This window comes from Amycolatopsis sp. (assembly GCF_036008905.1).
GTDB lineage: Bacteria > Actinomycetota > Actinomycetes > Mycobacteriales > Pseudonocardiaceae > Amycolatopsis.
Genome location: NZ_DASYMU010000009.1, coordinates 1 through 2,474, shown reverse-complemented (window position 1 = coordinate 2,474; position 2,474 = coordinate 1). Strand labels below are relative to the sequence as shown.

Genomic DNA, 2,474 nt, shown 5'->3' with positions numbered 1-2,474 from the left:
ACTCAAAATCCGCCCAGTGTGAGTTCGAATCTCACCGGGGGCACACCTTCCGACCGGCCCTTTTGGGCCGGTCACCTGCGCAAACACCACCAACGGCCGGTTACGGCTGTCCGACCGTGCCGGACGCCGTCCGGCCGTCGGCGGCTTGCTGCGGCCTATGCGTGGCCGAGGTGCGGCCTATCTGCGGCCGAGGGATCAGCGTCTCCTGCCACCTCAGCCGGCAGCCCCAGGGCGGTCTCGATACGCCGTCGTGCACTGTCCTCTTGGCCAGCGATCACCTTCGCGTAGATCTGGTGCAGGACCGCGACGGAGTGACCCGCCCACTCGGCGACCTGGGTCGACGGGACGCCCCCGCCCAGCCAGGTCGACACGCAAGCATGTCGAAGGTCGTACGGGCGGCGAGCGAGCGGTGAGGCGTAGTCCTCTTCGGTCAGGGCCGCCTCGCGTGCCTTCCTCCACACCCGCGCGACTGTCGACTCCGCGACGTCGCTGCCGTAGAGGCCCCGGAACAGCCGCCCGTCGGCCGCGACGCCCTGCCGGCTCACGTGGGCATGTAGCAACTCGGTGAGCGGCGGAGGCGAGGGGACGTGCCTGACCTCCCCCTTTCCCCGCTGTTTCAGCTGCCGTCGGTCGCGACGCTCCCCCGAGTCCGTCCACGCCGCGCCGGCGACCGGGGCCGTCTCGGACAGCAGCAACTCACCCCAACCGTTCTCCGGAAGCTGGAGATCCTGCTTCCGGAGCATCGCGGCCTCTTCCGGTCGAAGTCCCGCGTAGTACATGACGGCGAAGTACGCCGTCAGCATCGGTCCGGAGGACCGGCGGGGCTGCCCGTCGATGAACTGCGCTGCAACAGCGGAGAGCAGCTTCCGGGCCTGGTCCGGATTGATCACGACCCGCTTGTCGATCGACTTCACGTCCTTCGGCGGTGTCCACTTGACCTCTGGCAGGCGGTTGCGGTTGAGGACCTTCAACTCCACCGCGTACTCCAACGCGTTGTGCAGCACAGCACGCTTGCGGGCGACCGTCTTCGCAGCCGCAGGCTTGCCGTCCATCCGCACCGAGATCTGTTCGAGCGCTCGACGCGCCATAGCCGGATCGTCGAGCTGCGAGACCGGCATCGTGTTCTCGCGGAGCCATTTCAGGGCTCGCTCCACATCCCCTGGCTTCTCCGTCTCCCGGCGCTTCGTGTTGAACGCCCACCCGGTCATCGCCTTGCGTAGGACCGCGTCGCTCGGGCGTCCACGGCTGCCCGAAAGCAGGACCGGGGTGACGGTCGCCAGCGTGTCCGCGTTGCCCGCCCGGGACTTGCCCGCTGCCCGGGGCCACTTCATGTCGATGTATCGCTGGGCGAACTCGAACCAGCTCATCTCGTCGGCCTGCCTGGCGATCGACACCGGAAGGCCGTCGAGAATCCGGAACGCCTCTCCTTCCTTCTGAGCCCGCTCCAACCGCGAGCGGAACCCGTTGGCGAGAGCGCGGGTCGAGAAGGTCTCCGCCCACTGCTTCTTCGCCACCAGCCACCGAACCTCGAACGTCTTCTTGCCGGTTCGTCCCTCGCGGGCGCGGATCGCCCACACGCGGACGGCATAGGTCGTCTCCATCAGGCGGCCGTCTCCTCCAACGAGTCCAGCCAGTTCTCGAAGTCGGTGCGGCGGATGCGGATCTCGCCGTTGGGGAGCTTGATGCAGCGCGGTGCACGTCCCTTGGCGCGCCAGTCGTAGAAGGTCGAGCGTGAGATGCCGAGTTCGGCGCAGAGGTCCTGGACGGGGAGGCGGGCGGGCGGCCGGCTCATCTGTTCTCCCGGGTCGGAGTGACAGTCACGCGGCTGTCACTCGGGTTGTCACAGGTGTCGGTGCTGGTCAGGTGGCGCGGGGTGACGCAGTGACGGGCAGTGCGCCCCGCAGGGGCTGCGGCTGTGACTCCTCGCCTATGGGCTCTCACACCGGTTCGGGCTGGTCAGGCAGGGCTGAGTGACGTTGTGACAGCAGTGACAGTGGGTCCGGCGCGGTGGTGTCACTGCTGTCACCGCTGTCACTGGCCGGGTGGTACTGCCCTCCCGGGGTCGCGCGGAGCTGCCTGTCGGTGGTCATGCGCCGACAGGTCTGGCGGACGGTGTTCGCGTCGAGTTGCAGCGCCTCGGCGATCTGTTTGGGGCGTTGGCCGGGGTAGTCGCGGACGTAGCGCATGACCATCTAGCGGGTGTCGCGCATGAGGTAGTCCTCGGCGCGGCCGTCGAGGAGCCGCCAGGCTCCGGCGTCGGAGTCGAAGGCCAACGGGTAGTCGGTTTCGTCGACGTCGCGGCCGGTGACGTGCAGGACCCCGTCGGCTTGTGCGCGGGCGCGTTCGAGGACCAGGACGGCCGCGCACCGCCGCTTGGCCCGAGACTACGAACGCCACCCGGCCGTGCCCGAGGCCATGATCCGCTGGGCCGCGATCAACACCATCACCCGACGGATCGCCCGCGGCGGGCCCGC

Annotated in this window: 3 protein-coding genes and 1 pseudogene; 1 reads left to right on the top strand and 3 read right to left on the bottom strand. The window is 68.8% G+C overall.

Annotation, left to right across the window (positions count from 1 at the left end; genetic code table 11):
- Positions 1-155 precede the first annotated feature (155 nt).
- From VGP60_RS01360 to VGP60_RS01350, 3 genes are all read right to left on the bottom strand, one after another.
- Positions 156-1,601: a tyrosine-type recombinase/integrase gene (locus tag VGP60_RS01360; protein WP_327545958.1), complete on the bottom strand. Its 1,446-nt coding sequence runs from the start codon at positions 1,599-1,601 to the stop codon at positions 156-158.
- Positions 1,601-1,792, bottom strand: coding sequence for a helix-turn-helix domain-containing protein (locus VGP60_RS01355; protein WP_327545957.1), 192 nt, complete (start codon positions 1,790-1,792; stop codon positions 1,601-1,603). Before VGP60_RS01355 ends, VGP60_RS01360 begins: the two co-directional genes overlap by 1 nt.
- A 145-nt stretch (positions 1,793-1,937) precedes the next feature.
- Positions 1,938-2,192 (bottom strand): hypothetical protein, encoded by a 255-nt coding sequence (locus VGP60_RS01350; RefSeq protein WP_327545956.1) that lies wholly within the window; start codon positions 2,190-2,192, stop codon positions 1,938-1,940.
- A 172-nt stretch (positions 2,193-2,364) separates the two neighbouring features.
- On the opposite strand from VGP60_RS01350, the pseudogene VGP60_RS01345 reads away from it, so the two are divergent.
- A pseudogene (locus tag VGP60_RS01345) lies at positions 2,365-2,474 on the top strand (IS5/IS1182 family transposase); the annotation flags it as partial.